At 56.3% G+C, this 15,707-nt stretch carries 8 protein-coding genes, 1 tRNA gene and 1 pseudogene; 2 read left to right on the forward strand and 8 right to left on the reverse strand.

Features of this window, described 5'->3' with window-relative positions; translation table 11 throughout:
• Positions 1-447: 447 nt before the first annotated feature.
• From V476_RS28315 to V476_RS20580, 5 genes and pseudogenes are all read right to left on the reverse strand, one after another.
• Positions 448-592 (reverse strand): annotated as a pseudogene (locus V476_RS28315) (IS5/IS1182 family transposase); the annotation flags it as partial.
• 151 nt (positions 593-743) lie between these two features.
• Positions 744-2,936 (reverse strand): hypothetical protein, encoded by a 2,193-nt coding sequence (locus tag V476_RS28965; protein ID WP_235810956.1) that lies wholly within the window; start codon positions 2,934-2,936, stop codon positions 744-746.
• 246 nt (positions 2,937-3,182) lie between these two features.
• On the reverse strand, positions 3,183-4,763 hold the full coding sequence (locus V476_RS28970; RefSeq protein ID WP_050428307.1) for an NACHT domain-containing protein: 1,581 nt from the start codon (positions 4,761-4,763) through the stop codon (positions 3,183-3,185).
• A 729-nt stretch (positions 4,764-5,492) separates the two neighbouring features.
• Positions 5,493-5,582: transfer RNA gene (locus tag V476_RS20575), tRNA-Ser, on the reverse strand.
• A 178-nt stretch (positions 5,583-5,760) separates the two neighbouring features.
• Positions 5,761-6,510, reverse strand: a complete 750-nt coding sequence (locus V476_RS20580) for a 3-oxoacyl-ACP reductase family protein (RefSeq protein ID WP_003315093.1) — start codon at positions 6,508-6,510, stop codon at positions 5,761-5,763.
• Between the two features lie 113 nt (positions 6,511-6,623).
• Between V476_RS20580 and V476_RS20585 the strand changes: the two genes are divergently transcribed.
• Complete coding sequence (locus V476_RS20585; protein WP_024959223.1) at positions 6,624-7,190, forward strand: cysteine hydrolase family protein; 567 nt, start codon at positions 6,624-6,626, stop codon at positions 7,188-7,190.
• A gap of 13 nt (positions 7,191-7,203) precedes the next feature.
• On the opposite strand, the gene V476_RS20590 is transcribed toward V476_RS20585, so the two are convergent.
• The 3 genes from V476_RS20590 to mfd form a co-directional block, all read right to left on the reverse strand.
• Positions 7,204-9,948, reverse strand: a complete 2,745-nt coding sequence (locus tag V476_RS20590; RefSeq protein ID WP_003415893.1) for a DEAD/DEAH box helicase — start codon at positions 9,946-9,948, stop codon at positions 7,204-7,206.
• 75 nt (positions 9,949-10,023) lie between these two features.
• The gene (locus V476_RS20595; RefSeq protein ID WP_024959224.1) at positions 10,024-10,548 is read right to left on the reverse strand and encodes a CsiV family protein; all 525 of its coding nucleotides are present in this window, start codon (positions 10,546-10,548) and stop codon (positions 10,024-10,026) included.
• 11 nt (positions 10,549-10,559) lie between these two features.
• Positions 10,560-14,012, reverse strand: coding sequence for a transcription-repair coupling factor (mfd, locus tag V476_RS20600; RefSeq protein WP_016567723.1), 3,453 nt, complete (start codon positions 14,010-14,012; stop codon positions 10,560-10,562).
• 190 nt (positions 14,013-14,202) lie between these two features.
• Here mfd and V476_RS20605 point away from each other — a divergent pair, with 190 nt between their 5' ends.
• On the forward strand, positions 14,203-15,666 hold the full coding sequence (locus V476_RS20605; protein WP_003315085.1) for a glyceraldehyde-3-phosphate dehydrogenase: 1,464 nt from the start codon (positions 14,203-14,205) through the stop codon (positions 15,664-15,666).
• Positions 15,667-15,707: the final 41 nt, after the last annotated feature.

Here is a 15,707-nt window from a genome sequence, read left to right on the forward strand (position 1 = left end):
CTCGCCGTGAGGCAATGAGTCGTAGGTTGTTGATTATCAATGCTTGGTAGACTGCTATCAAGAATGCTCGTCAAGGTGTGCCGTTACCGGAAGGCTGGCAGGACGACGTGGTGCTTAGGATCAGCGCTATTGACGAGGTGATCCGACGTCAGACGTTGGCCTTAATAGGTGAGGCGGTTAAGCAGCCTGATCTAAGTGCTGAAGAAACAAGCACGATTATTCGGTGCCTCATGCATAAGCCCTTGGTTGACCTGTGCATAGAGGCTGACATTGTCCCATAGCGGACGCTATGAGCTTATCGGCCCTTTATGGCGGAAGCCACGAATAACCCACGCTACCAGTACACCGAGAGCATAGAGGACAGCACACCCAATTAGCCAACCTGCACCGATCCATCCAGCGCTTTCGATTTGCAGTGTAAGGAGATGACTCAAGTTGTCCTCGAAACTCGCCCTTTGGATAGTGTGGCTCGATCAGTTTGACCAAGCCATTCCAGGGCACGACCTGATCCATCTCGATCAGGAAGCGTTCACGGCGGGGTTTTTTTGCGTTTGCCAGCGTATTCGGCGCCAGCGAAGGACATCTGCTTCATCGGGACTCAACCGTTCAGTGCTTGGGACTGGAGTATTTCACCAGATTTAGAAGTCTTTTTCAGAGTTTCCCTAAGCGATGAACAGGCGGTGTTAAGCTGAATGGCAACAGTGCCATGTCTCCAGCACGCAAAACATGAGATTAATTGATATTTATTTGGAATCGGATAAATCCAGTACAAATATATCAATTAATCCATGCAGGTCGGATGGTAACGATGCCTCAAGATTCAGTCTGAGTTGTTCTGCTGATTTAATTTCGGACGTTTTGAGTCCCGCTACAGGCACGTCTGCCCCAAACCATAGAACAAGAAAAACCCCTTGGTGTTCGGCGTCGGGGTGTATTGAGTAGCGCTCATGCAATTGACACTTTGCGGCTGTGTATAGCTCTGGGTGCCATTGTCCTTTTACCTCTGTGACCAGTAGTCGTCTTTCTCCATTAATCAATCTTGCAGCGGTGAAGTCACTTCGCTTGTCATTTTTAAGATGGTGCTCTGGGGTGATTGCGATATCTTTAGATACAAGCTTTAGGCTTAGTCGCTCAGCTATAATTGAAGTACAGGGATTTTCATTTAAATGTTTGTCACCTTCAAAGAAACGAGCACCTGAATTGAATTCACCTCCATCGATCGCTCCTTGAAAATCATGCAATTCATCAATAATGCATTGACGCAATCCTTCTACTGTAGCGATCGAGTCAAAATCTAAAAGGTCTGAAATTTGCTTTGAATTCGGAGCCTCATAGTTTTGAAGGGAGCGCTTCCTAAGTTGGCCACTGTATATACTACCGATATCCTTACGAAGGCCGATAAACCTAGGATCTGCTAGTAACTCTGCCAGCGGCCCTATAGCAGCCTCAGGATCGAATGAATCAAAACTCCAAACTAAATTTCGTATGTGACGGTACGCGTTTTCGCTCTTTGGGCTGTCGCTCCCCCAGTGGTCAGGTAGATCAACACTGGGCCATTTTTCAACATAGGCGTCAAGCACCGCTTTCGTTTTTAAAGCGGTTAAGCTAGGCCAGCCATGACCCTGGCGGCTATATAGGCTTGACCGGTCGAACAGATAGAGGATTAAATCTGGATCCGTTTGTAGCCAGTGCCACTGCGGATAACTAATCCCTTCAATAAAATAAAACGCTCGAACAAACCAGAACTTGCATCTAGAAATTATAGCAGGATCGCCTAGTGTCTCGGGTAGTCGATCTATCAAATCAGATGTGCGCTCTCTGATGACTTGCTCTAAAACCGCGCGATCTCCATGCTCTGCGGCGATATCAAATACTGTGTCAAGCGTATCATGATTCAAGTTGTCGAATCTGGCGAGCCACTCCATCGAAAGCCTGGATTTCAGTTCACAAAATGCCTCATCATTACCCAGCAACCAAACATCGGGATTGACGCAAGATGGCGTCTCAAGTTGAGGCTCGATAAACTCTCTCAAGAACGCCTCTGGCGCACCTGTCTCGGCGAATATGATCCTGTCAATCTCCTCCTTCAGAGTAGCCCTGGCGTTCTCATTCACAGTACTATAGTGAACGTTAATGCAGCCCCTAAGGGATCGAAGTAGGGATGGATCAACTTCCTCCAAAGAGTTCTCATCCGCCATGATTAGAATGAAAGCGGCGTACAATACCTGAACAGCTCGAGAGAATTTTGATGAGCATCTAAGCTCTGCCAGTTCACGTAACCCTGGGACTGACGGGGCTATAAAGCCGAGGCAGTTTTTTAATGCTGTACGTGCTATTTCTTCGTCGCCAAACTCTTCATTTATTTTATCGGGGTGCATCAATGAAAGCTCTGCGAAACGCACAAGACATGCCCAATGTGCTCCTGACGCAATTAGATCTCTGTTCTCTCTGACGTATAGGATGTTCTGCTCATGAATCAAAGCCTGCCTTCTACGACTCCGCGCCATCCTTCTTTTGAAGTTTCTGGGAAGGTCACGCATGTTTTTAAGTTCGGATGCCGCACGTGCAAATGTAGCCCATGCGCGCATGAATGCAGGTTTTGCCGAGGCTTGCCTACGCAGACGTTGCCGCAGTGGATCAGGCCCTCGCTCATTCGTTGTCCGATGTTTGTGGTGAGGAGTAATGCAAGTACCCCATAGAACGGGATTATCAGTCTCGAATGCCAGATCGGCTAAATATTGTCTATCCTCTTCAAATAGGCCAAGTCCAGAGTGAGAATGAAAATCAAATTTGTGGATTTTGGTGTTGCTAATTGTTTCGCGGTCAGTAAGCGGTGTGAATACTAATGCTAGCAAACCTTGTCTCAATTCAACGTTCTTTCGCATTACTTTGACGGCCGCACTCTGCTGAGTGCTTTTCTGATAGTAATAGTTCAAGTTGTTCACCCACTGCCAGACCCGAGCTGGACTATAGGGTGGAGGAACGACGCCGAAATAATTATCTAACAACAAACCAACTATCTTGCTAATGCCTGTTCGGCAACTGCATTCATAGGGTTGCTTATCACAGGTGCACACCAAGCCGAAGGTCAGATCATCTAGAAGCCGTTCGACTATTTCAGGATTTAACCCTCCAACAAATCGCTTTACAAAATATCGAGATGCGGCCTGGGGGCTGTACTGCTAATATCCCTCTGGATAGAGCCTCGCGCACCCCCTAAGAAAGTCGAGCGTTATAGCATGGTTGTATGGCGTTACATATAGATATGTGATGATGTCTGAGGCTATATGCAATGAATTATGACTAGCCTCAGCGATTAGAAATGTGAGATTGGCTTTGTGATCGAAGGACGGAATAGAAAGCAGACACTTGCTCGCTAGCAATCTCGAATTTTGAGATTCATCAGTTGATAGCAGAATATGCTGTAGTTCCGCCTCAAGGTGTGATGCCTCCTTGCTAGAAAAAAGTAATTCCAGTATAAGATCTCGAAGATGCCCATCCTCACCAGCTGACAAAATTGGTCTGATCTCATCGATGACATCTTTCGAGAAAAAACCAGCCATGCTGAAAGTGCGCCCATAGTCGCCCCTTCGGAAATAAGGGTCTCGCATTTCTATGTCACGTAGTTTTTGAATGAGAACCCTCTTTATGGGTGAATAAAGCTGAGAGGGGTCGCCGTTAGCGAGTACTGCGTACGGGTCAAGCTGGATAATGGCGTTCTGTATATCTTTATTTCCTAGTGCGGCCATCCATCCAATCAAGCCGCGCAGTTCGTCACGTACGGTAGCATTCGGTGCAATCACTGAAAAACATTTTGGTAGGGTCAGCGTGTCCTGTGGGTCTCCAATACGCTTCACTAAATAGGAAGCTGCGCAATATTCAGCCACGACCTTGTGAACTGGGCGGTGAAGATCAGGGTGGTCTCCTGGCCTAAACAATTTCGTTGCTAAGATATCAATGTTTGAGTGGTTTTTGCTTTGCACCGAGTTGAGCATCGGAAAAATTCGAGTCTCGCTTGCCTCGCTAGTAGTGACACCATCTGCGCCAGAAAGAAGTAGTTTGGCAAAAATTTCAGATGCTAACGCAACTTTGTCTACTACCGGAAAGGAGTTGTGCTTGCTTGCGATGCTTGTATTGACCTCTCTGGCCAAGCGCTCAACGGCCATTGAGAAGATTGATTTTTTGTCTTTGAATCTTCTACCACTTTCTATGTACGCGTCGGCGAAGAGCTTAAGAAATTGCGGGTTGGGTAAAAGAGACTCCAAATCGAACTTAGATAATTCATCACGGAACGCTTCAAAGTTTTCATCCATGACATGATGAGAGAATATAGCTCGCTGTTCTGCTTCGTTGAACTCTTCTAATCTAACCACCAACGGGATATATCCAAAGGCATCTTCAAATGCCTTGGTTGATGACGCACCCCACTCGCTTGAACGACTGGATATGATGACATGTCTTGGAGCAGATCTTCTCGCGTAGGCTAGAAGCCTATTGATGCCAACTTGGTCGATTTTCGCAAGCTCATCGAAGGCATCGATTACCAACGAACCATTCTTCGTCTCGGTCCCCACGTGGCTGAAGAGGTTGGCAGTCACACATTCCACTTCCAACTGAGCCGCGAGGCTTTTGAGCAGTGATGACTTGCCACCACCTGGTTCAGATAGCACGACCACGTAGGCTGAAACACTCATCAGCTCATGCTCGGTGAATGTCCTCTCATTAGTAGCGAGCGTCCGAGGTAGGTAGAAGTCTTGGCTCATTAGGGGCACTCGATTTGTGTGGATGCGCTGGGCTCTGGGACAGATGGCGACTGGAACTCAAAGCGCCACGTTTAACATTAATAAACCAAGATTACGGCATTTCCGGTGATTTGAGACAGGCCATCAGCTGAGGCGAAGCTGTGCTCCTACACCGGGGTAAGCTCTGCTGGCAGGGTTGAGGCCACTACATGTATCACCGTCCCGCTGAAACACCTCGAGAAAGAAGCGGAAGAGATTTATTTCTCCCGCTTTTGGCGTCCACTCTTGGCCGATAGCTGAAGGTCATCAACGGCGGTTTTCGATACCAATACAAACTGCTGGTAAGGCCGGCCGGCCGACTGGCTTCGCGGTCTCTCGTCGGTCGATCACACCACGGATTGCCCTCAACCTAATCGCTTCTGTAGAAACAAACAGTTATGTTCTGTAGGGAAAACATCGAGACGCCAGAGCCCAGTGAAACCATATCGTTAATGGAAGGATGGAGTTTGTGAATCAAAGTATCGAGCCAGATTCCAGCGCAACTTCTTTCGCCATGCGCATCAGCTGTGATGCCTACGCCTTGCCTCAGTTTGCTCGGGTCCCGCAAGTAGCCCTATGAATGACCAGAGACAAATATTTCGCCGTAGAGCCATAGGTTCGTCGGTCTATCACGGCCATTTTTTCAGACCCCAGAAACCACAAAACCCCTGAATTCCTTTCAGAATTCAGGGGCTTCGTGTGTTTCAAATATGGCGGTGAAGGAGGGATTCGAACCCTCGATACAATTTCTTGTATACACACTTTCCAGGCGTGCTCCTTAAGCCACTCGGACACCTCACCGTATCTCGACGACAACGTTGTGTCTGCCGAGGCGCGCTAATGTAGTCGAAAGCTTTTCCTAACGCAAAACTTTTTTTCAGATTTTTCATGCGCTTAAGCAAATAAACGCTGATTCGCCAGTAAAAGGCCCTGGTGGGGGATGCGGCCCTTGGGCAAAGGGCCGCTTGTGGTGCAGGCCTTAGGCGCTGAAGCCGCCGTCGATGGTCAGGCTGGCACCGGTGATGTAGCCCGCTTCAGGGCCAGCGAGGTAGGCGACGAAGCTGGCGATTTCTTCGCTGGTGCCGTAGCGGGGCAGGGCCATCAACGCTTTCAGGGTTTCGGCGAATTCGCCTTGCGCCGGGTTCATGTCGGTGTCCACCGGGCCGGGCTGGACGTTGTTGACGGTGATGCCTTGCGGGCCGAGGTCGCGGGCCATGCCTTTGGTCAGGCCGATCAGCGCCGATTTGCTCATGGCGTAGGTGGCACCGCCCGCAAAGGGCATGCGGTCAGCGTTGGTGCTGCCAATGTTGATGATGCGGCCGCCTTCTTCCATATGCCGCGCGGCTTCCTGGCTGGCGATGAATACGCTACGCACGTTGATGGCCAGGGTCTTGTCGAAGTCCTGCATGCTGAATTCATTGAGCGGCGCAATGGCCAGAATGCCGGCGTTGTTGACCAGGATATCCAGCCTGCCAAGGGTCTCGGCAGTGGTCTGCACGGCCTGGCGAATGGCTTTTTCGTCGGCGCTGTCTGCGCGAATGGCCAGTGCGCGGCCGCCATTGGCGACGATGCTGTCCTGAATCTCCAGAGCGCTGACCTCGGAGCTGACGTAGGTAAACGCCACGGCAGCGCCTTCTTTGGCCAGGCGCTGGACGATGGCTGCGCCGATACCACGTGAGCCGCCCTGCACGAGCGCTACTTTGCCGGCGAGTTTAAGGTGTTCGATCATGATGTTCTCCTTGGGGGCAGGTCTCGGACAAGCCTGAGGCTGTCGACGATTGCGACCAGAATAGACCTTGATTGCGATAGTCTTGCTGAACCAAAAGTTCGGACTGATTGATCATGGATATTCAAGACAACAGCGCGCTGATCCTCATCGACCTGCAGCAGGGCATCCATCATCCCAAGCTCGGGCGACGCAATAACCTACAGGCCGAGAGCCATGTCAGCGCTCTGCTCGGTGCCTGGCGGCAATCCGGGCGGCCGGTGATTCATGTCCGGCATTTCTCGACGTCGCCCGAATCAGTGTTCTGGCCGCAACAGTCAGGCGTCGAGTACCAGCCAGCGTTCTTGCCGCAAGCCGATGAGCGTGAGCTGAGCAAACAGGTCCCCGACGCGTTTTGCGGGTCTTTCCTGGAAATGTGGTTACGCTCCGACGGGATCAGGCAGGTGGTGATCGCCGGTGTGGTCACCAACAACTCGGTCGAGTCCACCGCGCGCAGTGGCGGCAATCTGGGGTTTGACGTGCTGGTCGCGCACGATGCTTGCTTTACCTTCGATCAACAGGACTTCTTCGGCACGCCGCGCAGTGCCGAAGAAGTGCACGCGATGTCACTGGCCAACCTGCACGGCGAGTACGCTACGGTGCTGTCGACGGCGCAGATTCTCCAGCAGGTTGCTGTCGAATAAGCGCCTGACGGGCTTACTTGCGGGTTTTCTTCGGCGCAGCGGGTAGTGGGGCGAAAAGCGCTTGCAGGTCTTCGTCGCGCAATTTCCAGTCGCCGCTGGTGCGCCCGTCGAGCACGCCCGAGGCCAGCGCTGATTTTTCCCGCTGCAGGCGCTGGATTTTCTCTTCCACGGTGCCGCGCGCGATCATCTTGTAGACGAATACCGGCTTGTCCTGGCCGATACGGTACGCACGGTCGGTCGCCTGGTTTTCCGCTGCCGGGTTCCACCACGGGTCGTAGTGGATCACCGTATCGGCGGCGGTCAGGTTGAGGCCGGTGCCGCCTGCTTTGAGGCTGATCAGGAAGATCGGCAGCTTGCCGCTCTGGAAATCATGAATCGGCGTGCGGCGATCGCGGGTCGAGCCGGTCAGCAGGGCGTAGGCGATACCGCGCTGCTTGAGCTCTTCCTCGATCAGGCTGAGCATCGAAGTGAACTGCGAGAACAACAGGATCTTGCGACCTTCGGCCAGCAGTTCTTCGAACATCTCCATCAGGCTGTTGAGCTTGCCCGAGGTGCCCTGTTTGCTGTTGACCGGCATGTCCTGATTGACCAGGCGCAGGTCGCAGCACACCTGACGCAGCTTGAGCAGCGCTTCGAGAATGATGATCTGACTGCGTGCCACGCCTTTGCGGGTGATTTCGTCCCTGACCTTTTTGTCCATCGCAAGACGTACGGTTTCGTACACATCGCGCTGCGCGTCATTGAGGTCGACCCAGTGAATGATCTCGGTCTTGGGCGGCAGTTCGGTCGCCACCTGCTCCTTGGTGCGACGCAGCAGAAACGGCTTGATGCGCGCATTGAGGTGATGCAGGCGGTCCTGGTTGCCATGCTTTTCGATGGCGGTGCGGTAGTTGCTGTTGAATTCCTTGCTGTTGCCCAGCCAGCCGGGCATCAGGAAGTGAAACAGCGACCACAGCTCGCCCAGATGGTTTTCCAGTGGCGTGCCGCTCAGGCATAGGCGCTGGCGGGCGTTGAGGTTGCGTGCGGCCTGAGCGGCCTTGCTGTTGGGGTTCTTGATGTACTGCGCTTCATCGAGAATCAACACGTGGAAGGGCTGTTTTTCGAGCAGTTCCAGGTCCCGTGGCAGCAAAGCGTAGGTGGTCAGGATCAGGTCGTAATCCTGAAGGTTGCCGGCATCCTGATGCCGGTTGGCGCCATACAGTGCCAGCACCTTGAGGTCCGGGGTGAAGTGCTCGGACTCGTCCAGCCAGTTGGGGATCAGGCTGGTCGGCATCACCGCCAGTGCCGGGCGGTCGAGGCGTCCGGCCTGTTTTTCCATCAGCAGGTGGGCCAGAGTCTGCAGGGTCTTGCCCAAGCCCATGTCGTCTGCCAGCACGCCGCCGACTTCCAGCTCGCGCAGCGACTGCATCCAGCTCAGGCCTTCCAGCTGATAAGGGCGCAGCGTGGCGTTCAGGCCATCGGGCAGGCTGACCGGCGCGTCCTTGATGTTGATCAGGCGTTCGGCGAAGTGACGTAGGCGGTCGCCGCCCTGCCAGGTCAGCGGCAGGTCTTCGAGCTGAGTAAGGCGCGCCGCATCGGCTTTGCTCATGCGCAGCGCGTTGTTGCCTTCCTGACGCCAGTAGAAGTCCCCCAGCGTCGCCAGTACCGGCTTGAGCCGCCCGTAGGGCAGGGCGATCTGTACCGGGCTGCCGCCGCTTTGCGTGAAGTGATTGAGCTGCACCAGCAGTTGTTCTTCGTCGCCGCGCTTGGCCACGGCCGACGGGCTCATCAGTTCGGGATGGCTGCGGATCAGGTTGATCAGGATCGGCAACAGGCTCAGGCGCTCACCGTTGACGATGATGCCCAGTTCCAGGTCGAACCAGTCGCGTTCGTTCTCTTCGTCGATGACCGCGTACCAGTCTTCCACCGGCGTGACGTCGAAACCGAACTCTTCCTGAATGTCGATTTCCCAGCCTTGTTCGCGCAGGCGCGGCAGGTCATCGAGGACAAAATGCAGCCAGGCCTTGTCGTTGGGCAGTTCGTACATGTCGCCGGCGCTGTCGGGCAGTGCCTTGCTTTGCCGGGTGGCGACCTTGAAACCCAGATCGGCCAGTTCCTGACGCAACTGCCGCTCCCGTTCGCCCTGACGACGGATGCGCAGGGTTTCGGTGTCGGTGTGTTCGATGATGTCGCTTTTCTGGTTCACCAGATCGCTGCCCAGCGAACTGACCAGAATGCTGACGTTGGTGGTGCCAACCGCGTAATGCTTGCCGTAGGCAAAGGCCAGGGCGGCACGGTGCTGAATGTGCCGCTGCATGCGCCCGTTGCGCGGCTCGTAGGCACTGAACTCGATGCTGGCCAGAATCAGCCTGGGCCGTGGCTGCAGATCATCGATCAGGCGCTCCGGCAGCCTGGGCTTCTGCTCGACGGGCTTTTCCGGCTCTTGCTGGTGCGAGGCCAGTGCGGCCTGCAGCAGCGGACGGTTGTGCGGGTCCTGCAGAAACAGCAGGGCGGCCACGCAATGTTTGCAATCGTTGCGAACCGGGCAGGTGCATTTGCAGGTCAGGTAGTTCTTATAGCGATCGGGGTCCTTGAACAGCAGCGTCTGGGTGTAGATTTCCAGGCCCGAGCCCCGACAGGCGGTGCGGATGATCTGCGGGCTGGAGTCTTCCAGCACGATGCGTTTTTGCCGGGCGTAGTCGCGCCCTCGCTCAAGCGTTCGCTCGTGGAATAGGTCTGTCCAGGCCGCAGCCAGGACTTTTTCGAGAATGGACGACAAGTTTTAAAAAGCCCTACGCCGCAGCGATGCTCAAAAAGAAAGGGGACGCCTGGGCGTCCCTTGCGTACGTAAAGATCAAAGAGGAGAAACCTTGATCAGCAACGCGAGGTTGCCGTTGTCCAGATAGGTCAGCTCACCGTTCTTTACCCTGGCAGTCTGCTTCAATCGTTCACTGCTGATGACCACGCCATGCGGGTCCAGCTGGTTGACCCAGAATTGTGCACCAATATCGGTGAAGCGTGCCATCGCCAGACTCACGGTGCCCTCGATCGGGTAATGACCAAGCCGCTCGTCACCACTGGTGATGGCGACTTTGCCCGGTTCGCTGCCGATGCTCTGCTGCCAGGCGCGCTGCATCAGCACTTCATAGTGGCCGCTGCTTTGCAGTTTGCTCGCCAGATCATTGAGCGCGGGGCTTCGTTCATCGCTCGCGTCGATCTTCTGTGCGCCCTTGTCCCAGTTTTCCGGTACAAGCTGGCGGGTCGAGGCCGGCTCGCCGTTCTGGCGAAACAGCAGAATCTCGACCTGATACAGGCCATCGGCGAACGCTGCCGGCGCGATCAGCGTCAGCAGCAGGATCAATGAACGAAACAGAAGCATGCGTGAATCCTTCAAGCAGTTTTCGGGGTCAGGCGCTCAAGCAGCGCTTCGATCGTGTTGAAGCGCTCTTCCGGGCGCTCCATGGGAACCATGAATTTGAACAGCGTGGCACCTTCGAACTTGTAGCGGTTGGGCTGGCTCTGGATCAGTTTGATCAGGGTCAGTGGGTCAACCGGTGTCTCGGCCGCGAACTCGATACGGCCACCTTGCGGGCCACCGTCGATTTTCCGGATGCCGAGCTGTTCGGCGTGCAGTTTGAGCAGCGTGATACGCACCAGGTTCTTGGTCGGTTCCGGAAGCAAGCCGAAGCGGTCGATCATTTCGACCTGCAGGTCCTTGAGGGCCTCTTCGTCAGCGGCGTTGGCAATGCGCTTGTAGAGAATCAGGCGCGTGTGCACATCCGGCAGGTAGGCTTCGGGGATCAGTGCCGGCACGCGCAGGTTGATTTCCGGTCCGCCGCCCAATGGCTGATCGAGATTGGGCTGCTCGCCCTTGCGAATCGACTTCACCGCGCGCTCGAGCATTTCCATGTACAGGGTGAAGCCCACCGCCTGGATCTGACCGCTCTGGCCGTCCCCGAGCAGTTCGCCTGCGCCACGGATTTCCAGGTCGTTGGTGGCGAGCACGAAGCCCGCGCCCAGGTCCTGGGTGTTGGCAATCGCTTCCAGACGCTTTTCGGCGTCGTGGGTGATCTGTTTGCGTGGCGGCGTCAGCAGGTAGGCGTAGGCCTGGTGGTGACTGCGCCCGACGCGGCCGCGCAACTGGTGCAACTGGGCCAGACCGAACTTGTCGGCGCGCTCGATGATGATGGTGTTGGCGCTCGGTACGTCGATGCCGGTCTCGATGATGGTCGAGGCGATCAGCACGTTGAAGCGCTTGTGGTAGAAGTCGCTCATCACCTGTTCGAGTTCGCGCTCGCGCATCTGCCCGTGGCCGATGCCGATACGTGCTTCCGGCACCAGCTCGGCCAGATCGGCAGCGCATTTCTCGATGGTCTTGACGTCGTTGTGCAGGTAATAGACCTGACCGCCGCGCAACAACTCACGCAGCAGGGCTTCCTTGATGGTCGGCTTGTTCTGCTCCATCACGAAGGTACGCACCGACAGCCTGCGCGCCGGTGGCGTGGCGATGATCGACAGGTCGCGCATGCCAGACACGGCCATGTTCAGGGTGCGCGGGATCGGCGTTGCGGTCAGGGTCAGGATATCGACCTCGCTGCGCAGCGCCTTGAGCTGTTCTTTCTGGCGCACGCCAAACCGGTGTTCTTCGTCGATGATCACCAGACCGAGGTTCTTGATCTTGACGTCATCCTGCAACAGCTTGTGCGTCCCGATAACGATGTCGATCTTGCCCTCGGCCAGATCGGCAACCGCAGCGTTGACTTCCTTGGCCGACTTGAAGCGGCTCATCACTTCGACGGTCACCGGCCAGTCGGCGAAACGGTCGCGGAAGCTGTTGTAGTGCTGCTGGGCGAGCAGGGTGGTCGGCACCAGAATGGCCACCTGACGCCCGCCATGCACGGCGATGAAGGCGGCACGCATGGCCACTTCGGTCTTGCCGAAACCCACGTCGCCACAGACCAGACGATCCATCGGCTTGGGCGCCAGCATGTCGGCGCGCACGGCGTCGATGGTGGTTTGCTGATCCGGCGTCTCTTCAAACGGGAAGCCTGCGCTGAAGGTCGCGTAATCGGCTTTGGGGTCGGCAAACGCATAGCCTTCGCGGGCTGCGCGACGCGCGTAGATATCCAGCAGTTCGGCGGCCACGTCACGGACCTGCTCGGCAGCCTTGCGTTTGGCTTTCTGCCAGGTTTCCGAGCCCAGGCGGTGCAGCGGCGCGGTTTCGTCGTCGCTGCCGGTGTAACGGGCAATCAGGTGCAGGTTGGCGACCGGGACGTACAGCTTGGCGTCTTCGGCGTAGGCCAGCATCAGGAATTCGGCGACCTGGTTTTCGACTTCCAGGGTCGCAAGCCCGAGATAACGACCTACGCCATGATCGATGTGCACCACCGGCGCGCCTTCGCGCAGCTCGGTAAGGTTCTTGATGACCGCGTCGTTATTGCCGCCGTCGGTGCGCTTTTCGCGGCGACGGCGCTGCATGACGCGCTGGCCGAACAGCGGGCTCTCTGCGATCAGCGCCAGGGCCGGTTGTTCCAGCAGCAGGCCTTCGTCAAGCGGTGCGATGGTGATTGCCAGCCGGTCCTTGCCGTCGACGAAATCCAGCCAGCTGTCGACGGTCTTGGGGCGCAGCTTGAGGCGTTCGAGCAGCTCCAGCAGCACTTCCCGGCGTCCGGCGGACTCGGCGGTGAACAGCACGCGACCGGGGAAGTCATCCAGAAAATTCGACAGGGCCGCCAGTGGTTGAGTGGCCTTGGCTTCGATGGACAGGTCCGGCAGGGACTGCGCCGGGAAGCGCTCGCGTCCGGCACCGGCGTCGACATCCTGCTGGCTGGCGACCACGCGCGGCCAGTTTTTCAGGCGCGCGAAGCAGTCTTCTACCGGTAGAAACAATTCTGCGGGCGGCAACAGCGGCCTTGCAGGGTCGACGCGGCGTTCTTCATAGCGATTGCGCACGTCGTTCCAGAAGTTCTCGGCCGCCTGTTCGATGCCCGGCAGGGAGAACACCTGGGTGTCCTGCGGCAGGTAATCGAACAGCGTCGACGTTTCTTCGAAGAACAGCGGGATGTAGTACTCAATGCCGGCCGGCGTGATGCCGCTGCTCAAGTCCTGGAAAATCGGGCTGCGCCGGAAGTCCACGTCGAAGCGCTCGCGAAAGCGCGCCTTGAAACGTGTGACTTCTTCTTTCTGCAACGGGAATTCACGGGCAGGCAACAGGCGCACCGACTCGACCTTGTCGATGGAGCGCTGGGTGTCCGGATCGAAGGTGCGCAGCGTTTCGATTTCATCGTCGAACAGGTCGATCCGAAACGGCAGTTTGCTGCCCATCGGGAACAGATCGATCAGCGCCCCGCGCACGGTGAACTCGCCATGTTCGTAGACCGTGTCCACATACCGGTAGCCGCTGGCTTCCAGGCGCGTACGCATGGCTTCCACATCGAGCTTCTGGCCGACATCCAGCACCAGGCTGCTGCCGAGCAGAAATTTGGTCGGCGCCAGTCTGTGTAGGGCGGTGGTGATGGGGACTACCAAAACGCCATGCTCCAGTTCCGGCAGGCGATAAAGGCTGGCAATGCGCTGGGAAATGATGTCCTGGTGCGGCGAAAACAGGTCGTAGGGCAGGGTTTCCCAGTCCGGGAAGTGCAGAACCGGCAGCGTAGGCGCAAAAAACTTCAGCTCTTGCTCAAGCCGCTCGGCGCTTTGGCTGTCGGCGGTCAGGAGCAGGGTGAAGCGCTTGGCCGCGCTGGCGGCTTCGGCAATGGCCAGGCTCAGTGTGGCACCGGGAAGATTGCCCCAGTGTTGTTTGCCTGCAGCGGCAGAAAGATGCGGTAGACGCAGAACTGGCACGGGAAGGTCGGGCTCCAGGCGTTGCAACAGGGGCGGCGATTGTAACGGGGGAAGGTGGTGGCTGTCAGTTTTCCGGAGTATTACCGAGTATTTACGGGCGAAAATTATGTAGTGCGCGTCGATATGACAGCCGTGCATTGCTCATAAACAAAGGCGCGGTCATAATGTAGCCCCTTTTTTCAGCCCCTACATGTGGAAGGTTCCCGTGACTCAGAAGCCCGACCAGTGTCTTGGTGAATGGATTGATCGTGAAGCTCTCGCCGAAGCGATGATCCCGCTCATCGGTCAGCTCTACCGCAATAATAATGTGGTGAGCTCGATCTATGGCCGTAGCCTGATCAACCGTTCAGTCATCGCGATTCTCAAAGCTCACCGCTTTGCGCGTCATCGTCAGTCCGATGCGGTTGAGTTGTCCGTACACGAGACGTTCCCGCTGATCAAAGCGATGAGCGAACTCAAACTGGGTGCCGCTTCGGTGGACCTGGGCAAGCTGGCCGTGAAGTTCAAGACCGAAGGCAATGGCCGCACGCCCGAGCAGTTCGTTCGTGAAGAACTGGCCAGTGTAGTGGGTCAGCAGGGCACCAGCCCACGCAAGGGCACTGACGTCGTGCTGTACGGTTTCGGTCGTATCGGTCGCCTGCTGGCGCGGATCCTGATCGAGAAGACCGGTGGTGGCGATGGCCTGCGTCTGCGCGCCATCGTGGTCCGCAAGGGCGCGGAAAACGATCTGGTCAAGCGCGCGAGCCTGCTGCGCCGTGACTCGGTTCACGGTCCGTTCGATGGCACCATCACCATCGACGAAGCCAACAGCACGCTCACCGCCAACGGCAACCTGATTCAGGTGATCTACGCCAAGAACCCGTCCGAGGTGGATTACACCCAGTACGGTATCAAGGACGCCCTGCTGGTGGACAACACCGGTGTATGGCGTGATGCCGAAGGTCTGGGTCAGCATCTGGCCTGCCCGGGCATCGACCGCGTGGTACTGACCGCGCCGGGCAAGGGTAAGCTGAAGAACATCGTGCACGGTATCAACCACGGTGAAATCACTGCGGACGACAAGATCGTCTCGGCGGCCTCCTGCACCACCAACGCCATCGTGCCGGTGCTCAAGGCAGTCAACGACAAGTTCGGCATCACCAACGGTCACGTCGAAACGGTGCACTCGTACACCAACGACCAGAACCTGATCGACAACTTCCACAAGGGCGACCGTCGTGGTCGCAGCGCGGCGTTGAACATGGTCATCACCGAAACCGGTGCGGCCACCGCTGCTGCCAAGGCATTGCCCGAGCTGGCCGGCAAGCTGACCGGCAACGCGATCCGCGTTCCGACGCCGAACGTGTCCATGGCCATTCTCAACCTCAACCTCGAGAAGCAGACCACTCGCGAAGAAATGAACGAGTACCTGCGCTACATGGCGCTGCACTCGGACCTGCACAAGCAGATCGACTTCGTGAACTCGCAGGAAGTGGTCTCCACTGACTTCGTCGGCTCGCGTCACGCCGGTGTCGTGGACGCCGAAGCCACCATCGTCAACGACAATCGCGTTGTGCTGTACGTCTGGTACGACAACGAATTCGGTTACAGCCATCAGGTGGTTCGCGTGATGGAAGACATGGCAGACGTCAATCCGCCAGCCTTCCCGCAGTAAACGTTGAACGCTGAGCTGCCCGGTCTGACCGGGGCAGCAGA

Origin of the sequence: Pseudomonas syringae KCTC 12500, from assembly GCF_000507185.2 — a bacterium.
Lineage (GTDB): Bacteria > Pseudomonadota > Gammaproteobacteria > Pseudomonadales > Pseudomonadaceae > Aquipseudomonas > Aquipseudomonas syringae.